Below are 18156 nucleotides of genomic sequence, written 5' to 3' on the forward strand. Positions count from 1 at the left end.
CCGTCCTCGATCTAATAGCTGGCGATGCCCCCCGGAATGGAATTGACCAGGTGCTCCATCTCCTGCCTGGCCTCCTTCAGATCCGTGATATTGTGGAATACGCAGTGGAGCAGCGGGAAGCCGTCCTCCTCCCCGATCCACTTGACCTGCGCGCGGACCCAGACGATATGACCGTCCCGGTGCTGTTTGCGGAATTCCATAGTGTCCAGCCCCTTTGTGCGGATCACTTCCAGCGCCCGGGTAACCACCTCGGCCGTGTCCTCCCAGTAGGTCATATTCGCCGCATCGCCCTTGGCCAGCTCCCGGTACTCCTCCGGCGTATAGCCGGACAGTTCCGGCACACCATCCGAAAAGTACACGGTCTCAAATCGGTCGGAGACCTTGTAAATGGCAACGCCGCCCGGAATCGCATTGATGATGTCCTGCAGCTCCTCATTGGCTTCCGCCAGCTCCCGTTCCAGCCAGCTCAGCCCGGCTTCGCGTTCCTTCTGTCCCCCGTCTTTTCCGCTTCGGGCCACGATCAGGCTTTTAACCCGCCATTCCCCGCCGTCCAGCGCCAGCACGGCAAACACGCTCCGGTGGATAACCGCCCGGGAGTTGTACAGCGTCAGCTCCACGGTCAGACTGCACACGCCTTCCGCCAGAGTCTGCTCACAAAATTCGGAAAAAATGCAGACAAACGGCTCCTGAATATTCTGAACCGCCTCCCCAATGCGCCGGGTCATCCCCCCCACGCCGTGGACCAAACCAAAGCCGCCGGGATTCACAATCTCCACATCCCTCACCGACAGGGCCGCCGCCAGCTCCACATTCCGCTGTTCATACCAGGCGCGACAAAATGCTTTCAGCGTTTCCCTGGCCGTTCTCTGCATATCCATCTGCTCGTTCCTCCACCCGGGCGGCGCTCTCCCCGGCGCCTTCCCCAACACAGCCCAGCTTCCGGCCCCTCCGGCGCTGCCGCTGTCCCAATCGGTTTCCTTCTCTCCATATATGACTCTCATTTTATCATAGATTCCAAAATCCTACAATCTATTTAGAATTCCCCGCGCATTCCCCACACATTCCTCACACAGAAACACCTTCCAAAACGCATCAAAACAGGAGGCGCAGCCCCCGGCCTTCCGCCGTCATCTGCGCCTCCTAAATCATTCCTTGCAATGGGCCGCTGGCCCGAAACTCAACCCAGATTCCCCGCTCCGATCTCGTCCTTCACCACTTCCACCGCGCGCTGCACCTGGTTGTCCTCCTCGGGCTTCACCACCGCCTGGGTCTTTAACTCCTCGTCCAGCTCCACCACCACGTCCGGCTCAATGCCCTTTCCGTGGAGGTCAAAGCCGCTGGGGGTATAGTAGTGGCTCACCGTGATCTTGATGGCGGAACCGTCGCCCAGGGGCATCAGGCTCTGCACGATTCCCTTGCCGTAGGAGGTGGTTCCAACTACAGTCACCCAGTTGTAATCCTTGAGCGCACCGGTCAGCACCTCGGAAGCGCTGGCCGACTCGCCGTTGATCAGCACCGCGATGGGCAGGTCCACCTGGTGGCCGTCGGAAGCGGTATAGTGATCGCCCTTTCCGTTCTTGTCCGCCGTGTAAACGATCATGGTTTTCCCCTCGCCCTTGTCGTAGCGGGTCAAATTGTCGGGCAGAAGATAGTCCGCGATGTCCACAGCGCCGTTTAACACGCCGCCGGGATTGCTGCGCAGATCCAGCACCAGCCCTTTCATCCCCTGGGACTCCAGATCGTCCAGCGCATCCTTGAACTGCTGGGTGGTGACCAGGTCAAACTGCGTGATCATAATATAGCCGATCTGATCCGCCAGCATCTGATGCTCCACCGTAGGCACCTCGATGCTCCGTCTGGTCAGCGTCATCTCCACATACTCGTCCTTCTCCTGGCGGTACACGGTAATGTGGACCTGGCTGCCCTCCTGGCCCTTGATGTAGTTGTTTACCAGAATGGTCAGGCTCTCGTTGGCCACCACCTTGTCCTCCACCTTGTAGAGGATATCGCCGGGCTTCATTCCCGCCTCAAAGGCAGGCGAGTTCTCAAACACGCGCACAATGGTGCACAGGCCGGTATTCCGGTTCTGGCTCAACATAGCGCCGATGCCGGAGTAAACGCCCTCGGTGCTCTCCTGCATCTCCTTGTAATCCTCCGCCGTGTAATACTCGGAGTAGGGATCGTCCAGACCCGCAAGCATCCCCTTGTAAATGTAATCTTCCACATTCTCCATATCCTCGTCGTAGAGGAAATACCGGTCGATGATATTCTGAATCAGGGACATTTTCGTGTTGATCTGCTCATAATCCAGCTCGTTCCCAGACGTCTCCTTGCCGTCGGTGATTCCGGGCCCCGTCTGGGAGGCCTCCGGGCGGCTTCCGCCCCGCCCCATACTCCTGCTGAACAGGTAAATCCCCAAAGACATGCCCACCACGATCAGACCGGCGAATACCGTCACAAGAGCGCCCGCTAAGACGCCGTGCCAGAAACGGCTGTTTCCCTCCGGACGCCTGGGCGGCATCGGATTCTCCTGGTTCATATTCTCGTTGAAATTGTTCTGATTATCCACTTTCTGTCTCCTATCTGTCCGCTACACTTCATCTTCCCGCAGCCTGCTTTGATCCGTCAGGGACTCACATAATTTCTCGGATTCACATAAGTCCCCCCGGACCGGATTCCGAAATGCAGATGCGGGCCCGTGGAATACCCCGTCGATCCCACCTTTGCGATCACCTGGCCCTGCTTCACCTTTGCCCCCTTGCTCACCAACAGCTGGGAACAGTGCATATACACCGTGCTGACCCCGCCGCCGTGATCGATCATGATATAATTCCCGGCCGAATAGCTGTATGTAGCGATCACCACCTCGCCATCCGCGGCCGCGATAATGTCAGCTCCGGTGCTGGCGCCGATATCCATTCCCTTGTGATTGCTGGACGCCCCTTCCGTGGGCGACTCCCGGTCCCCGAAGTTCGAGGTGATCCGGCTGCTGGAAGGGCAGGGCCACTTAAAACTAATATTCCCCAAATCCTTAACCGTATACGTTTGACCGGCCTGCTGGGCTTTCTTCTTCGCCTCTTCCTCCCTGCGCTTCATCTCAGCCTCGATCTGGCGCATCTTGTCCTCCTGGGCCTTGATGTCCGCCTCGTAACCGGCGATCTGGTCCTGGGTGGAGGAAATTTTAGAATTGTAAGCGGTGAGCTCCGCCTCCTTGTCGGCCAAAAGCTGCTTGACCGAAGCCTGCTTGGCTTTTGTGGAGTCCTGAAGCGCTACAAGTTCCACATGTTCCTGTTCCAGAGCAGCCTCCCGCTCCGCCACGGCCTCCTTGGTCTCCCGGTATTTCTCCAGCATATCCCGGTCGTACTCCGTGATCTTGCTCACATACTCCGCCCGGTTTAACATCTGGGAAATGCTCTTGGACTGCAAAATCAGGTCCAGATAGCTGGTATCCCCGCGCTCGTACATGTATTTGATCCTGAGCTTCATGGAGTCGTACTGATTCGCTTCCGTCTCCCTGGCCGCCGCCAGCTCGTCCTGGGCCTGGGCGATCTCCCCTTCCTTCTGAGCGATCTGCTCCTCAAGCCTGGTAAGCTCGCCCGCCAGCTGGTTTAGGTTGCCGTCCAGCTGGCGAACGTACTTTTCCGTGTCCGCCTTCAGGCCCTCCAGCTGCTTAAGCGCCTCCTCTGTTTTCTTTTTTTCCTGTTCCAGGGTCGTCACCTGGTCCTTGGCATCCTTTAAGCCCTGGCTGGTGGCGTAAGCAGTTGGACCGGCCAGAAGGCCCGCCGCAAGCACTCCCGCCGCAGCCAGAAGCCGCATTTGTTTCCATCGGTTCATCTTCTTTCGCCCCTTTTTCGTCAAACCTTCAGATGCTTGTATATGGTAAAGAAGCTCACCAAAAAGCCGATCCCCACGCCCAGGGACATGGCGACCCCGGTCATATAGGGAAATATCTCCTGCAGCGGAAGGGGTGCGAAAATCCCCGTAATCACCTGGTAGCGCTCATTGATAAAGAGCACGGCCTTCTGGTACAAAACATACATTCCGCCCAAGGGAATCATAGCTCCGAACAGCCCCAGCAGCACGCCTTCCACCACAAAGGGGGCCCGGATCATATAGTTGGTGGCGCCGATCAGGCGCATAATTTCATTTTCCTGCCTGCGGAACGCCGCGGCCACAGAGATGGTGTTACTGATCAGGAATACAGCCACCGCCAGCAGCACGCCGATGATCACCGCGGACAGCAGGCCCACGATCTTGGCCGTGCTGGACAGTCCGGCCACCGCGCTGTTGGAGTAATTCACTTTGCGCACGCCGTCGATCAGCTGCAGCCGGGACACCACCTGATCCTGGTCCCCGATATCGTTTAAGAAAATGGTAAACGAAGCCGAACCCGCCAGGGGATTGTCGTCGGCAAACCCCTCCGCCAGATCCTCCACACCCTTAAAATACTCGGATTTAAAGGATTCCCAGGCCTCTTCGGCGGAGACATACTCCATTTCCCGTACCTCGCCCCAGGAGCGTATCTCATCCCCAATGGAAAGAATCCGTTCCTCCGGCAGATCGTCCGCGAAAAAGACGGTAATTCCCACCGTGGACTGGGCCACCTGGGTCACATTCTGCACATTGGCCACAATGGCGAAAAAAAGGCAGAATAAAAAAATACACGCAGAAATCGTCGCCATGGAAGCCAGGGAGAACAGGATATTTCTGCATATATTAATGATGCCCTGTTTCAGGCAATACCAAAATGTGCTAATTCTCATAATAGAAGCGCTGCCTTTCCGGTGTGATGTAGCTGCCCGTGTCGTCGGTGATGATCCCGCGGTCCATGGTGATAACCCGTTTCCCCATCTCCTCCACCAGCTCATGGCTGTGGGTGATCACAACCACCGTGGTTCCACGCTGGTTGATCTCGTCCAGAAGTCTCATGATCTCGTGGGCATTGAAGCTGTCCAGATTACCCGTGGGCTCATCGGCCAGCAGCACGTCCGGATCGTTGATCAGCGCTCTGGCAATCGCCACGCGCTGCTGCTCACCACCGGAGAGCTGTCTGGGATAAGCTTTATACTTAGCCGACAGTCCCACCATGCGCAGCATCTCCGGCACGGACTCCTTGATCACCCGCCCCGGAACGCCGATCACCCGCTGTGCAAACGCAACGTTCTCAAATACAGTGCGGTCTTTCAGGAGTCTGAAATCCTGAAAGACCACGCCCAATCCTCTGCGATATTTGGGGACGTACCGGCGCGGCATGCGGCCTAAGTCCATGTCGTTCACCTTGATGCGTCCCTTTGTAGGCTCCAGCTCTTTGAGCAGCAGCTTCATCAGCGTGCTCTTGCCGGAACCACTTCTCCCCACGATAAAGACAAACTCACCGTCCTCGATGGTGAGGCTGACATTTTTCAGCGCCTTGTTGCCCGTCTCATAGGTCTTGTTTACTCGATCGATCTCTATCATTCGCTGCTCCGAAATCTAATATCATGCGGGCCGCATGCCATGGCCGCGGCCCATTACATTCCGCAATCGCCCGTTCGCTTTGCGCACGGCCCATTACATTCCGCAATCGCCCGTTCGCTTTGCGCACGGCCCATTACATTCAATAATCTAAACTCTCCATGTAGCGCATGTACTTGGCTACCATCAGCGCGATCTTGAAGGTGATGGCGTCCTCGAACACCCGCAGGTCCAGGCCGGTGCTCTTCTCCAGCTTATCCAGGCGGTATACCAGGGTGTTTCTGTGGATGTAGAGCTGTCTGGAGGTCTCGGACACGTTCAGGCTGTTCTCAAAGAACTTGTTGATGGTGGTCAGGGTCTCCTCGTCGAACTCGTCGGGGGACTTGCCGTCGAACACCTCACGGATGAACATCTTGCACAGCGGGATGGGCAGCTGATAGATCAGGCGGCCGATTCCCAGGTTGTTGTAGGCGATCACGTTCTTGTTGCTGTAGAAGATCTTGCCCACGTCCAGAGCCATCTTCGCTTCCTTATAAGAACGGGAAACTTCCTTAATATCATTGATAATGGTGCCGTAAGCCACGCGGACCTTGGTCATGGCCTCGGTGTTCAGCATGTCGAGAATGGTGTTGGCTGTCTTGTCCAGCTCGCTGTAGCTCTCGCCCTGCTTCACTTCCTTCACCAGGATGATGTTCTTCTCATCCACAGCGGTGATGAAGTCCTTGGTCTTGGTTGCAAACAGGCTGCGCACGGTCTCTAACGCGTTCACGTCCTTCTCGTTGTGGGTCTCGATAATGTATACCACCCGCTTCACATCGGTGTCGATGTGCAGCTTCTTGGCGCGGTTGTAGATATCCACCAGCAGCAGGTTGTCCAACAGCAGGTTCTTGATGAAGTTGTCCTTGTCAAAACGCTCCTTGTAGGCCACCAACAGGTTCTGTACCTGGAACGCGGCCAGCTTGCCCACCATGTAGACATCGTCGCTGGCGCCCTTGGCCAACATGATGTACTCTAACTGGTGCTCGTCAAACACCTTGAAGAACTGAAATCCCTGGATCACCTGGCTGTCGGCCGGGGAATCCACAAAGGCCAGAATGGAACTCTCGGAATCTTCCGCGTCCGTGAATGTGGATGCCAACACTTTACCTTCTGTATCGCAAATGCATAAATCAATTCTGGTAATGCCCTTTAATCCATCTAATGTAGTCTGCAGTATCTGATTTGAAATCATCTTCTACTCTCCTTTTTCCAAATATAGTCGGAGTAATCTAATATCCTATTTTCCTATTTTAATGCAAAATTACAAAAAAAGCAAGGGAGTTATACACTACCTTGCTTTTTTTTACAAGTCAATGGATTTGACGTTCTATTTGTTAGTTCAGAACCACAAGCTCTGTGTCCTTATCGAAAATGTGAATCTTTTCCAGATCCAGGGCCAGTTTCACGGCGTCGCCGGGTCTTGCGGTGGTGCGCGGATTCACCTTGGCGGTAAAGCTGGTGTCGTCCACATCGAAGTACAGCAGAACCTCGGAACCCAGCATCTCGTACACACGAACGGTGGACTCGATCACGCTCTTGGGAGACATGGACAGAAAGGACTCCTCGTCATGCAGATCCTCGGGGCGGATTCCCAGGGTAACGGTCTTGCCGACATAGCCGGCTTCCTCTAACTTCTTAGCCTTCGCCTCAGGAAGTGCGATGGTGTGTCCCGCAAAGGTCAGGGTCACTTCCGCGCCGTCCTTGGCAACGGTGGCGTCGATCATGTTCATCTGCGGAGCGCCGATAAATCCGGCAACGAACTTATTGCAGGGCTTGTCGTACAGATTGCGGGGGTTGTCTACCTGCTGGATCACGCCGTCCTTCATGACAACGATTCTGGTACCAAGGGTCATAGCCTCGGTCTGGTCATGGGTAACGTAGATGATGGTGGTTTCCAGTCTCTGGTGCAGCTTGGAAATCTCCACACGCATCTGGCCTCTCAGCTTGGCATCCAGGTTGGACAGCGGCTCATCCATCAGGAACACCTTGGGATTACGCACGATGGCACGTCCCATAGCCACACGCTGTCTCTGACCGCCGGACAGAGCCTTGGGTTTGCGGTCCAGCAGATGATCCAGATCCAGGATCTTGGCGGCGTCATGCACTTTCTTGTCGATCTCGTCCTTGGGTGTCTTTCTCAGCTTCAGGCCGAAAGCCATGTTGTCGTACACGGACATATGAGGATACAGAGCGTAGTTCTGGAATACCATTGCGATGTCGCGGTCCTTGGGCTCCACATCGTTTACCAGCTTATCGTCAATGTAGAGTTCACCGGAAGAAATGTCCTCCAGACCTGCGATCATACGAAGGGTGGTAGACTTGCCGCAGCCGGACGGGCCTACGAAAATGATAAATTCCTTATCTTGAATTTCCAGGTTAAAATCCTTGACAGCTACAAATCCGTTGGGATATTTCTTGGTTACGTTTTTCAGTAATAAACTAGCCATTCTGTTCTTTCCTCCTAAAAAATGCACTTCATAATTAATGTAATAGTAACCGCCGGATCACTCAAAATTCCCGAAGTGAAACCGCTTCTGTAACTATCCCTATCATACATGAAACCATTTTCATTTACCATATTGACAATTTACAAAATCCAAATTTAGGATTTAGCTAAATTGTATACCAGGAAAAAAAAGTGCTCGAAATCACAAATTTCCGCAGAATGGGTTGTTAGAAGTTTGTTAAATATGATAAAGTCTGTCAATATTCAATAAAACCTTCACCGAAAACTTCACGAACGTCACTGACTATGACGAACGCCCGGGGATCAAAGCGGGAAACCAGCTCCCGGAGTTGTACAATTTCCTTCTTGGATACCACACAAAACAACATATTTTTCTCCGAATTGGAGTACATGCCCCGAGCCGTCATGCCGGTGACGCCCCGGCTCATTTCCTTTAAAATTGCGTCCGCGATCTCCTGATGATGATCGGAAATGATATAAGCCTGTTTGGAAAACTTCAGGCCCTCGATCAGGCCGTCGGAAATTTTCGACACGGTGAAAATGGCGATCAGCGCGTAAAGGGCCGCCCGGATGCCGAACACGGAGGCGCCCACCAGCACGATCAGTCCGTCCAGAACCTGCATAATCTGGGCAATGGTATAGTGCTTCATGCGCTTCTGGATCAGGGCCGCCAGCATATCCGTGCCGCCGGTGGTCGCCCGGGCCAGAAACACCAGGCCGATTCCAACGCCGCCGATGATTCCGCCGAACAGGGCGGAGAGGAACAGGTCGTCCTGCATAAAGGAGCCGTCCGGAATCACGTACAATGCCACGGAGAGCATGACGGTAGCGAACAATGTCCGTTTGATAAAGGTCCATCCCATAATCTTAAACGCGGCGATGAACAGCGGGATGTTGAGCAGCGTATTGCTCAGCCACAGGGGCACGTTCCAGATCTGTTTAAAGATAATGGCCGCGCCGGTCACGCCGCCCGTTACCATGTTGGCCGGATCGAAAATGTTCTTGATGCCCATGGACATCAGAACCGTTCCGATCACAATCATACCGTAATCCACCGCTACACTCTTATTTCTCATAACCTTCTCCTTTCAAAATCCGTATCCCTGCCCCTGCGGCATACCAAATGCCCGGCAACGGCCCGCAGGCAGCGCCGGCGGCCCATTACGTTCTAAAAAAGCAGCCCCGGAATCCCGGAAAGCTGCTCAGTCCCGCACTGTTAAATTCGCTCGATGGTCTTTTCGGTGATTTTCACCTTTCCCTCCTTTAGCAGGCGTCCCACCGCCCGCTTAAAGGCGTTTTTGCTCATGTTAAACTCCCGCATGATCACCTCCGGCTTCGCCTTATCGTTAAAGGGAAGCACTCCGTCGAATTCGTCAATGACCTTTAAGACCTTGTCCGCGTCCGACGACATCTGAATATAAGCCTTGTCGCGGGCGCACAGATCCAGCTTGCCGTCCTCACGCACTTTCATCACTCTGGCCTGAATCTCCTCGCCCTCGCGGAAGCTCCCAAACAGTTCCTGTTTGGGGATCAGCCCGTAATACTTGTTGTCCACCGCCACAAAGGCGCCCAGCTTCTCGCTGATTTCATAGACTGTACCCGTCACCCAGTCGTCCGCCTTGTAGGGAGACTGATTGCTCATGTGGGAATAGACCCGCATGGTGGCCGCCAGGCGGTGGCTCTTGTCCACATAAAGGGTCACCAGACACTTCTCCCCCTTTCGGACCGGGTGCGTCTGTTCCTTAAAGGGCAGCAGAAGGTCCTTCTCCAGCCCCATGTCCAAAAACGCGCCGATTTTAGCCACGTCCTTGACCTCCAGCAGGGCGGTCTCCCCCACCTGCAGCTTTGGCTTTCCCGTGGTGGCGATCAAACGGTCGGAAGAATCCTTATAAATGAACACTTCCACCTTATCCCCAACCTTGGCTCCCTGGGGAACCTGCTTTTTTGGCAAAAGCACGGAGGCCTCGTCCCCCGCCTTCTCGCCCACATAAACGCCAAACTCTTTCGTGCGCAGTATTTCCAGTTCCTGTACCTTACCTAACTCAATCATTCCCGTTGCTCCTCTTTCCCAGGTCTGCCGCCTGCGGACGGCGCCTTACTCCAACCTGCTGCTTCTCATCTGTATGGCCGGACGGCTGCTTCGGTTCCGTCCCTTCTATAAAAAATACCTGTAAACGCTACGCCTCTGCTCTCAGCCAGACAACCGCGTAGATCTCCCCCGTTTCGCTCCCCAGCACAACCGTGTAACACTTGTCCTCCCCGCAGGCCACACGGGGCACGATCACGTCGCCGAGCAGCGCCGCTTTCTTATAGTCTGCCCGGATTTCCCGGATTGTAATCCCATCCGGGACAGCTTCCCTGGCGATTTCCACATACTGGGCGTTGTTCACGTGGTGATTGGTGTCCAGATGATGGCGGGCGACCACCACCGGCTCCACCGCTTCCAGGTGTTCCGGCACCGGAATCTTGCGTGGCGCCTTGCCCAGATCCAGCCTGGGCTCCGGCTCCCCGTAGGGATCTGTGTCCGCACTGGTCACGCGGATGGGCTGTTCTTTCTCCAGATCGTATAAAAACCACACCGAAGCCGCCCGTACGCAGTCGTTGCCGCCCAAATCCCGCAGCACAAAATTCCGGTAGCCGTAAATGCCCTTAAAATCGTTATGCCAGGTTCCCACGGTCAGCCGTTCCCCCAGCCGCGGATAGCGGTCAATGACAATCTGCCAGGAGGACAACAGCCAGATTCTGCGATGTTCGCCCAGATACCCCACGCCGACGCCCACATCTTCGGAGTGGAACGTGCTGCAGTCCTGCATATAGTTAATGATCCCGGTCACCGTCAGCCTGCCCTCTTCGTCGGTCTCGCTGTAGCGCACCCTGCTGTCAAACGTATACATAGTCAACCTCTCTCTTCGCCGGTCCGGGCGCCTGTACAAAAACTCCCGGATTCCTGGACCTATTGTAGCACAAAGGACGGGGAGAATACAAGCACGTTTTCAGCCGGAAGCCTTGTCTTTGGCTGATTTTCGGACAGAACGCCGGGATATGGCAGGCCCGGACATACCTGGGCGGGGCGCGGCCTCAAAAAGAGAGTTGATGCTGCAGGCAGCCGAAGCAGAATAAGAGCACCCGCTGTGGACGGCAAGCCCAAACGGACCTCCGTTTTCCCCACAGCGGGCGCTCTCACGAATTTGTTATTCCGCCGCTCAAATGGCGATACTGTTCTCCCACACCTGAAGCGCCCGGCGCACCTGAAGGCGGCGGCGCTCAAAATGCTCCATGGCCTCACGGCTGCCCGCGCATTTGATCCGGCTCCGCTCAAAGCGTTCCTCCAGGGAGACCTCCCGCTCGCCCTGCACCAGCTTGTCAGCCAGGTATACCACTAGCGTTTCATCCGCCTTAGGTGGTATACAATCCAAATCGTGGTGCTGGCGCACGATCTCGGCCGCCAGGGGATAACCGCTTCTGCTGAGAATTTCAGCGCCCCGCCGGGCGTGATCGGGCTGGCCCTTGCCGATGTCGTGGAGCAGGGCCGCAGACCGGACCAGCTCCAGGTTCAGGCAGATTCCGGAGCGGCTGAGCCGGACGGCCATGTCCAGAGCCTTCCGGCTGACCGCCTCGCTGTGACGCCGCACCGTCTCCGGCATCCCGCTGGTCTGCAGCAGCCATTTTAAGGCCTCTCCGTCCGGATATCCCTTCCCCCGGCTGCCGTTTAACGCCAGAAGACGGCGGTACTCCTCCCGCGTGTCCGCGTCCGTAAAACTCCCCTCGTCGTAGACCACCACGTCCCTTACCAGCTCCTTTTGGCCCTTTAAAAAGCCCCGGAGCCCGTCGTCCCCCTGGTAGGCCATGGCCAGCTTCACCATCTCCCGATCCAGCTTCACCGGATGGCCATAGCGGTCCATGCTTTTGGTGCGGACGATGGGACTGTCGCACTCCATCACCCGGCGCACCGTGGCCCCGGTCACCGCGGGCACGTCCACCGGCATAACCAGAATCTGGTCGCAGAGCTCTGCGATGGCCCCGAAACCCAGACGCAGCGAATCCATCATCTCCGAGGTCTCGTAATGTTCATTGCGGATCAGTAAAACCCCGCTGTCCGCCAGCTCCCGCTCCAGCTCCTCCCCCCGGAATCCGGTCACCACGGCAATCGGGTCCGCATGTTCCGCTTTCAACATGGCAACCAGATGCCCGGCAACGCTGAACTCCCCAAAGGGAAGCAGGGGCTTGAAGGCCCCCATGCGGGAGGAAAGTCCCGCCGCTGCAATCACCGCTCCTGTCCGCTTCATTCCACACTCCTCCATTTCATGGGTTGGGGGGCGTCAAGCGCGCCCGCCTTTGCCGCCGGGCGGCCTTTGGGAACACTCTGCCCTCTGCCGCCGGGCGGCCTCCGGGAACGCCCCCGGGCTTCACCTCCGGGCAGCCGCCTCTTCCGTCACCCCGCCGCTCATCTGCGCCATCCGGTCCGCCCTGCGGACCGCATAGTCCTTTAGCGTCCGTTTGAGAGCGATCTCCGCCATCTGCGCGCAGTGGATGCTCTCCTGCTCCAGGCCCCCGAAAAACTCCGAAAGGGCGGCGGCGCTGATCAGATACGCCTCCATCACCGGCTTTCCAAGCGCCAGCTCTGCGGCCCGGGCCGCGCAGGCCTTTAAGGGCGGACAGGCGGACTCGGTGATCGTAAAACGGCACTCCGTGATGATCTCACGCCTGGTGTCCACGAACATGGCCAGCACATCCCCGCAGCCCGGCTCCCTTGCCTCGCCTCTGCCCAGAAATGTTTCCGGCTCCCCCAGGTTTTCCGTCTTTTCACTGTATAAAATGATTTTCTCGCGATCCATTGTAATCTCCCTATTCTACAGTCGGATTGGCCGGCAAACTATAACCAAACATGCGGGACGGCTGTGCACGGATTGGCCGGCAGGCTGTAATCAGGCACGCCGGACAGCCGAGACCGTGTGAACCGCCCCAGTCTCCCGGCTCCCGGTTCAGCCGTCCCGCTCTTCCTCAAAATCCCAGAAACCGCCGCACCATCACCTTAGCCATCTCGATCTTATAACCGTTCATTTCCAGCGGAATGGCGTGCCGCAGGGCGATCTCGGCCGCCTCGCGGGCAGTCTCCTCATTCAGCGCCTTGCCGCGCAGGTAGTTCTCTGCCTCGGTCATCTTCATGGGAATGGGGGCCACGGCGCCCAGCACCAGGCTGATCTCCTTCACCAGACCGTCCTCCAGGCGGTAGGTTCCGGCCACGGCCAGCACCGCGAAGTCGATGGACTTGCGGATGCGGTATTTGTCGTAAACCGCCACTGTACCCGGCTCAGGTATTGGCACCACGATCTCCAACACAATCTCCCCTGGCTTTAAGATATCCTTCACACGGGTGGAACCGGCGAAAAATACCGCTCCGTCCAGCTCCCGCAGGCTGGTCCTGACCCTGGCGCCGTAGGCGTAGAGCATATTGGCCATGTCGCTGGGGTTCACGGCCAGACAGCCGCAGTTAAAGCAGCGGCAGGCCTCACCGCGGACCGCCTCCTCTGGCAGGGATCCCATGTCCTCCTTGTCCATGCCGCGCTCTTCGACCGGCAGCAGCGGGGACTTTACCGCACTGTGGCTGTGGCGGCATCCCGGATCAAAGGAGGCCAGTTTGGCGGCCTCACGCGCTTCCTGCACCTTCTCCACCTCCAGCGGTTCCAGGCCGCAGTAGCGGTTGATGGCTACAGCGGTCTCTTTGCCCGCCGCGATGGCCTTGATCACCGTAGCCGGGCCCGTGGTCACATCGCCTCCGGCGAAGATTCCGTCCACGCTGGTGCGGTTGCCCTCCAGGGCCTTGATTCTGCCACGCTCCGTCTCCACCTCGTAAGCGCCGTTTAAGAACTCCAGGTCCGCCTTCTGGCCGATGGCCATGAGAATGATGTCCGCATCCAATGTCAGCAGCTTGTCCTCGTCGTAGACCGGGTTGAAACGGCCGGTCTCATCCAGCACCCTGGGGCAACTCTTGAACACGATGCCGCTGACCGCTCCATCCCGGCGCAGCACTTCCTTGGGTCCCCAGCCGTTTTGGATCACCACTCCCTCCTCCAGGGCGCGGGTGACCTCCTCCTCGTTGGCCGGCATGCCGTCCCGCTGCTCCAGGCAGACCATGGTCACATTGGGCGCGCCCAGGCGCTTGGCCGTGATGGCCACGTCCATTGCCACGTTTCCGCCGCCCACAACCACCACGTCGGAGCCGGGCTTCTCCAGAATATAATTGTTCACGTCCACCAGGAATTCCAGGCCAAACCGGGTCAGTTCCTCGCCCGCCAGACCGATCAGGGGGCGTTTCCAGGTGCCGGTGTCCAGCATCACGCCGTCGCTGTCCTGATAGATTTCTTCCAGCTGGATGTCGGTTCCCACCGAACAGCCGCAGCGGAAGGCGACGCCCATATGTTCCAGTGCTCCCACGAACCTGCGCACGATCTCCTTGGGCAGGCGGTAGGCCGGAATAGCGTAGGACAGGCAGCCGCCCGCTTCCTTCTGTTTCTCGTACACGGTCACACGGTAGCCGCTCTGGCGCAGGTAACAGGCCGCGGTCAGTCCTGCGGGGCCGGAACCCACGATGGAGATGTGTTTTCCATTCTCCCGCTCCGGTTTTGTGAGGAACTGATCCGCGTGCTCCAGAATATAGTCCCCAAGAAAACGCTCGATGCTGCCCACGTTCAGGCTCTCGTCGTAGGTGTTGCGGTTGCAGCCCTCCATGCAGAAGTGGGCGCAGACGCGGCTGGTGATGGCGGGCATGGGATTGACCTCCAAAAGTACCCGGGCCGCTTTCTCATACTCTCCCGCCCGAACCATTTCCATATAAGCGGAAATGTCTGTGTGAGCCGGACATTTCCCCGTACAGGGAGTCTCGCACACCTTGGCCGCCCCGAAAATGGAGTGGTACCGGTTCTCGCCCATCATAGCCGAGCACAGGTGGCCGCTCTTTCTGGCGCAGTTGATCTTACCGCCCAGAATGTCGGGATAGCGGTAATACCAGCAGCGGATATCCTGGCAGATATTTCCGGCTACCGTGGCCGTGTTGCGCAGGTTGGGGGTTGCCACGCTTTTCGCCGCGGTCTGCAGCGCGGGCCAGCGGCTTCCCACAACCGGTGAATCCGCCACGTCCCGCAGGGTGGCCGCGGCCCCGATGTGCAGGCCGTCCTCCCGCTCCTCAATGCGGTTTAAACCCGGGATGCCCTTTAAATTCACCACCTGCCTGGGGTATTCCGGCAGCAGGCCGTCCTTCAAAACGCCCAGCAGATCCGTGCCGCCGCCCATGGCAACTGTGTCCGGCTCCATCAGGAAGCCAACCGCCTCCTCCACAGACGACGGGTTCTTATATGTAAAATTTTTCATCTATTTTCCCTCCTTTTCCTTCAGCGCCTGAATCACCTTGGCAGGCGAAAACGGATACGAGTTCAGCTTGATGCCGCAGGCGTTGTAGATGGCCATGCGGATCGCCGGGCCGCCGGGGGCCAAAAGCGGTTCGCCCACGCCCACCGCGCCGAAGGGGTAGTCGTTGTCGCTGTTCTTCATGGATTCCAGCACAATGTGATCGTGCTTCACCACGTCGTTGAAGGTTCTGGTCTTGTAATCGATGTTGCTGGGATTTAACACGCGGTAGTCATTGGGATCCCAGACCGTTTCCTCCATGCAGGCGATGTCGATGCCGGCGAAGAAGGACTGGAGCTGGTTTCTCAGGGGAAGCGGGTTCACGATCACGCCCGCGTCGGAGCCGCCGAAATGGTCCACGATGCGGAAGGTTCCCATTTCCAGGTCCACCTCAACCTCCACAAACTGCAGGTGGAAAATTGTGCTGTTGTGCACGCCTTCAAAGCGTCCGCAGCCGGTCACGCTGTCCACCTTGCCCATCAGGTGGGGGAACAGCAGGTAGGTTTCCCCGGGATTGGACAGCCGGTAAACCTTGCCGCCCTTAAAGCCCAGATCGTCCTCCGGAACGCCGAATTTCTCGTGGGCCAGCTGATAGAGCTTGCGCTTCACATCCTCGCAGGCCCGCTTGGCCACGATGCCGCCGCAGTAGGTGGATCGGGAGCCGGTGGAGCCGAAGTCCGGGGGCGTCATGCCGGTGTCCGCGTCGGAAACCCGGATGCACTCTAAGGGCATATCCAGCTCCTCAGCCACGATCTTTAACATCACGTCCCTGGTTCCTGCGCCGAATTCCGCCATACAGGTGGAAAGATACACGGCGCCAAGACCGGTCAGGGTCACGTTGGCGTTGCTCGGCTTTCCGCCCGTGTCCGAGTGGCCCGCTGCGCCCACACCCACGCCTCTTGCCTTCTTTCCGTCCGGGGACACCCAGGTGGGCACGCCCCAGCCTTTAAACCGGCCGCTCCAGCCAAAGGCCTCCGCCGTTTTCACCACCAGATCGCTCCAGTCCGCGGTCTTGTTGTTCTGCCAGGGATGGGGCTCGGCCATGGCGTTGTGGTAGCGGTCGCCCTTCTTCATGGCGTTTTTCACCAGATAGTCCACCGGATCCACATCCAGTTTGATGCAGGCTTCCATAATGGCCTGGCTGACCAAGGCCGTGCTCTCCATGTATCCGTAACCCCGGAAGGAACCCGACGGCATGTGGTTGGTGACCACCACCTCGGCGTCAAACTTCTTATTGTCGGTCTTACATAGGATCGGCAGAGTGTTGGTACCCACCGCCAGCATGAACTCCTGGGTGGATGCGCAGACGCCCGCGTCCGCGTACTGGCGCATCTCCACGGCGCTGGCCAGTCCGTCTTTCTTCATTCCGAACCGGATGTGGGCGTTGGTCACCATGCGGTTCTGATGGATTGCGAAATGCTCCTCCTTGGTGTAGCAGAACATCACGGGACAGCGGGCCGCTTTCGCCATGACAGCCGCAAATACCAGGGGCTGCACGTTGCCGCTGTAGAGCTTGGAGCCGAAGCTGCCTCCCACGGCCGGAGCGGTCAAACGCACCTGCTCGTAGGGCACGTTCAGGGCCGACGCCACGTTCTGGTGGCAGTAAGCGGGAGCCGCGGCCGAGGCGATAAAGTTGTAGGTGTCGTTCTCATACCAGCAGATGGTCACCGGCGGCTCCACGGGCAGCGGGTTCTGGCCGTTCTCGATGGAGGAGTCCACCTCCACGATCACATCGGACTCCGCAAAGCCCTTTTCCAGATCTCCCACCTCAAAGTTTAAATTGTTTTTGTGGGGCGCGATATTTCCGGGGAGCTCGGGATAAAGCTGGGGCGCATCCTCCGCCAGGGCTTCCTCGATGGTGAACACGGGCTTTAACACCTGGTATTTCACCTCGATCAGCTTCATGGCTTCCAGGGCGATATCCTCCGTCTCCGCCACCACCAGGGCCACCGCGTCCCCCACAAAGCGCACGTACTCGTCCATCAGGTGATGGTGCTTTGGCGGGGTGAAGCCGTTGGTGATGAAAATATTCCGGTCCACATCCTTCCAGGTCACCACCGCGGAGACGCCGGGACAGGCTTTTGCCTTCTCCGTGTTGATCTCCACCAGCCTGGCGTAGGGATGGGGACTTCTCAGAATCTTGCCGTACTGCATTCCAGGCTTCTTGAAATCTCCCGTATACATCGCCTTTCCCGTCACAATCTGCGGGCCCAACAGGCGTTTTGTCTCTTTTCCAACATATTTCAGTTCGCTCATACCTGCTCCTCCCTCTTCTTCCGGTTCTGATCCACATAGGCCATAATGGATTCCACCGCCGTGTAATGGGTGCCGCAGCGGCAGTAATTGCCGGCCAGGGCCTCCCGCACTTCCTCCTCCGTGGGCTCCGGGTTCTCATTGAGCAGCGCTTTGGCCGTCATGATCACGCCGGGGATACAGAAGCCGCACTGGTAACCGCAGTTGTCCAAAAATGCCTGCTGTAGGCCGTCCAGCTCCCCTGTGGCCCGGTCCGCCAGGCCCTCGATGGTGGTGATGTCCGCCCCGTCGCAGTCCATGGTCAGGGTCATGCAGGAGGTCACGGCCCTGCCGTCCATAATCACGGTACAGCAGCCGCAGGCCCCCTGGTCGCAGCCGATCTTAAGCCCGGTCAGCTCCAGACGGTCCCGCAGGGTGTGGGCCAGGGTCTCGCTCTCCGGCATGTCGGTCCTGCCGTCCCCCACCGGTATCTCATACGCTCTGCCGTTGACTGTGAGCGCGATGATTTTCTGAGTAATTTCTTTCATATTGATCTATCT

Annotated in this window: 15 protein-coding genes; all 15 read right to left on the reverse strand. The window is 57.6% G+C overall.

The window, feature by feature from the left end:
- Positions 1–11: 11 nt before the first annotated feature.
- Positions 12–1001, reverse strand: coding sequence for a PAS domain S-box protein (locus tag ACK2JC_RS02750; RefSeq protein WP_368271212.1), 990 nt, complete (start codon positions 999–1001; stop codon positions 12–14).
- Between the two features lie 176 nt (positions 1002–1177).
- Positions 1178–2539 carry a S41 family peptidase gene (locus ACK2JC_RS02755; protein WP_320936424.1) on the reverse strand — a complete coding sequence of 454 codons (1362 nt, stop codon included), beginning with the start codon at positions 2537–2539 and terminating at the stop codon, positions 1178–1180.
- An 86-nt stretch (positions 2540–2625) separates the two neighbouring features.
- A complete protein-coding gene (locus tag ACK2JC_RS02760; protein ID WP_092363179.1) occupies positions 2626–3834 on the reverse strand; it encodes a murein hydrolase activator EnvC family protein in 1209 nt (402 codons plus the stop codon).
- A gap of 20 nt (positions 3835–3854) precedes the next feature.
- Positions 3855–4763, reverse strand: coding sequence for a cell division protein FtsX (locus tag ACK2JC_RS02765; RefSeq protein WP_320936410.1), 909 nt, complete (start codon positions 4761–4763; stop codon positions 3855–3857).
- Entirely contained in the window at positions 4753–5457 is a 705-nt protein-coding gene (ftsE, locus tag ACK2JC_RS02770) for a cell division ATP-binding protein FtsE (protein ID WP_368271211.1), read from the reverse strand. Before ftsE ends, ACK2JC_RS02765 begins: the two co-directional genes overlap by 11 nt.
- Positions 5458–5596: 139 nt before the next feature.
- Positions 5597–6685 (reverse strand): PucR family transcriptional regulator, encoded by a 1089-nt coding sequence (locus ACK2JC_RS02775; protein WP_007711042.1) that lies wholly within the window; start codon positions 6683–6685, stop codon positions 5597–5599.
- 142 nt (positions 6686–6827) lie between these two features.
- Positions 6828–7940 (reverse strand): ABC transporter ATP-binding protein, encoded by a 1113-nt coding sequence (locus tag ACK2JC_RS02780; protein WP_092363173.1) that lies wholly within the window; start codon positions 7938–7940, stop codon positions 6828–6830.
- A 256-nt stretch (positions 7941–8196) separates the two neighbouring features.
- Entirely contained in the window at positions 8197–9036 is an 840-nt protein-coding gene (locus ACK2JC_RS02785) for a YitT family protein (protein ID WP_118755296.1), read from the reverse strand.
- Between the two features lie 140 nt (positions 9037–9176).
- A complete protein-coding gene (locus ACK2JC_RS02790) occupies positions 9177–10010 on the reverse strand; it encodes a S1 RNA-binding domain-containing protein (RefSeq protein WP_007711039.1) in 834 nt (277 codons plus the stop codon).
- Between the two features lie 127 nt (positions 10011–10137).
- Positions 10138–10854 (reverse strand): acyl-[acyl-carrier-protein] thioesterase, encoded by a 717-nt coding sequence (locus tag ACK2JC_RS02795; protein WP_227170350.1) that lies wholly within the window; start codon positions 10852–10854, stop codon positions 10138–10140.
- 309 nt (positions 10855–11163) lie between these two features.
- On the reverse strand, positions 11164–12246 hold the full coding sequence (locus ACK2JC_RS02800; RefSeq protein ID WP_320936408.1) for an NTP transferase domain-containing protein: 1083 nt from the start codon (positions 12244–12246) through the stop codon (positions 11164–11166).
- Positions 12247–12366: 120 nt separating this feature from the next.
- The gene (locus ACK2JC_RS02805; protein WP_118755298.1) at positions 12367–12795 is read right to left on the reverse strand and encodes an iron-sulfur cluster assembly scaffold protein; all 429 of its coding nucleotides are present in this window, start codon (positions 12793–12795) and stop codon (positions 12367–12369) included.
- A 166-nt stretch (positions 12796–12961) separates the two neighbouring features.
- Entirely contained in the window at positions 12962–15328 is a 2367-nt protein-coding gene (locus ACK2JC_RS02810; protein WP_333683219.1) for an FAD-dependent oxidoreductase, read from the reverse strand.
- A complete protein-coding gene (locus ACK2JC_RS02815; protein ID WP_092363161.1) occupies positions 15329–17620 on the reverse strand; it encodes a xanthine dehydrogenase family protein molybdopterin-binding subunit in 2292 nt (763 codons plus the stop codon).
- A complete protein-coding gene (locus ACK2JC_RS02820; RefSeq protein ID WP_007711027.1) occupies positions 17617–18144 on the reverse strand; it encodes a (2Fe-2S)-binding protein in 528 nt (175 codons plus the stop codon). Before ACK2JC_RS02820 ends, ACK2JC_RS02815 begins: the two co-directional genes overlap by 4 nt.
- Positions 18145–18156 lie beyond the last annotated feature (12 nt).

The sequence above is a fragment of the Enterocloster lavalensis genome, from assembly GCF_046603895.1.
In the GTDB taxonomy this organism is placed as follows: domain Bacteria; phylum Bacillota; class Clostridia; order Lachnospirales; family Lachnospiraceae; genus Enterocloster; species Enterocloster lavalensis.

Coding starts and splice junctions, on each gene's coding strand:
- ACK2JC_RS02750 (WP_368271212.1), bottom strand. CDS start 1,001: ATGAGAGTCATATATGGAGAGAAGGAAACCGATTGGGACAGCGGCAGC.
- ACK2JC_RS02755 (WP_320936424.1), bottom strand. CDS start 2,539: ATGAACCAGGAGAATCCGATGCCGCCCAGGCGTCCGGAGGGAAACAGC.
- ACK2JC_RS02760 (WP_092363179.1), bottom strand. CDS start 3,834: ATGAACCGATGGAAACAAATGCGGCTTCTGGCTGCGGCGGGAGTGCTT.
- ACK2JC_RS02765 (WP_320936410.1), bottom strand. CDS start 4,763: ATGAGAATTAGCACATTTTGGTATTGCCTGAAACAGGGCATCATTAAT.
- ftsE (WP_368271211.1), bottom strand. CDS start 5,457: ATGATAGAGATCGATCGAGTAAACAAGACCTATGAGACGGGCAACAAG.
- ACK2JC_RS02775 (WP_007711042.1), bottom strand. CDS start 6,685: ATGATTTCAAATCAGATACTGCAGACTACATTAGATGGATTAAAGGGC.
- ACK2JC_RS02780 (WP_092363173.1), bottom strand. CDS start 7,940: ATGGCTAGTTTATTACTGAAAAACGTAACCAAGAAATATCCCAACGGA.
- ACK2JC_RS02785 (WP_118755296.1), bottom strand. CDS start 9,036: ATGAGAAATAAGAGTGTAGCGGTGGATTACGGTATGATTGTGATCGGA.
- ACK2JC_RS02790 (WP_007711039.1), bottom strand. CDS start 10,010: ATGATTGAGTTAGGTAAGGTACAGGAACTGGAAATACTGCGCACGAAA.
- ACK2JC_RS02795 (WP_227170350.1), bottom strand. CDS start 10,854: ATGTATACGTTTGACAGCAGGGTGCGCTACAGCGAGACCGACGAAGAG.
- ACK2JC_RS02800 (WP_320936408.1), bottom strand. CDS start 12,246: ATGAAGCGGACAGGAGCGGTGATTGCAGCGGCGGGACTTTCCTCCCGC.
- ACK2JC_RS02805 (WP_118755298.1), bottom strand. CDS start 12,795: ATGGATCGCGAGAAAATCATTTTATACAGTGAAAAGACGGAAAACCTG.
- ACK2JC_RS02810 (WP_333683219.1), bottom strand. CDS start 15,328: ATGAAAAATTTTACATATAAGAACCCGTCGTCTGTGGAGGAGGCGGTT.
- ACK2JC_RS02815 (WP_092363161.1), bottom strand. CDS start 17,620: ATGAGCGAACTGAAATATGTTGGAAAAGAGACAAAACGCCTGTTGGGC.
- ACK2JC_RS02820 (WP_007711027.1), bottom strand. CDS start 18,144: ATGAAAGAAATTACTCAGAAAATCATCGCGCTCACAGTCAACGGCAGA.